Source organism: Kitasatospora aureofaciens (genome assembly GCF_001188955.3).
Lineage (GTDB): Bacteria > Actinomycetota > Actinomycetes > Streptomycetales > Streptomycetaceae > Kitasatospora > Kitasatospora aureofaciens.
In genome coordinates, this window is record NZ_JPRF03000107.1 from 1 (window position 1) to 737 (window position 737).

A 737-nucleotide genomic window follows, 5' to 3' on the forward strand; every position below is an offset into this window, starting at 1 on the left:
CCGGTCCGCTGACCGAGCCCGCGCCGTTGCCGGGGTAGTACTGCATGTTGCTGTTCGCGTCGACGCCGACCACGTCCAGCTTGCCGTCACCGTTGAAGTCACCCGCCGCCACCCGCGCCGGCCGCGGCGTCGCCGGCGGGGTCGACGGGTATGGGTTGGCGGTGTCGGCCGCGAGGTTGGCCGCAGGGCCACAGGTTGGCCAGGCGTTCTGACCCTGGGCCGCCAGGATCTTCTCGGCTGTCAGGATCTGCTGCTCTTCGGTCGCCAGGTTCGCCTCGGGGGCGTAGGCGGTGCCACCGTAGGCGGCCCAGGTCTGGCTGGAGATCTGCAGGCCACCGTAGTAGCCGTTGCCGGTGTCGATGCTCCAGTTGCCGCTGCTCTCGCACTGGGCGACCTTCTCCCAGGTGGCGACCGAGGCGGCGTGAGCCGAGGGGACGACGGCGCAGAGCAGCGCTCCGGAGAGCAGCGCGGCGAGTGCCGCGGTCTTACGGACGGTCTTGTGGGGGGCGGGCCGGCGCACGGCGATCCTCCGAAGTTCAGGGCTGGGGCAGAGGGTTGGGGCAGGAAAGGGCCGCCAGGGTCAACCTGATCCTGGCGGCCCGTGGTTGACTAGAAGCCGGCCCAGAGGCCGTTGCCGGGGAGCATCTGGGTGCCGCCGCTGACGTGGCCGGCGCCGTCGCCGGGGTAGAACTTGAGGTTGTTGTTGGCGTCGATGCCGGCGATGCCGAGCTTGCCGG

General features: G+C 71.0%; 1 protein-coding gene. It reads right to left on the reverse strand.

Going from position 1 to position 737, the window contains the following annotated elements; all coding sequences use genetic code 11:
* Positions 1–520: transglycosylase family protein (locus HS99_RS40380; RefSeq protein WP_244916015.1), on the reverse strand; the 520-nt coding region annotated here is incomplete at its 3' end.
* Positions 521–737 lie beyond the last annotated feature (217 nt).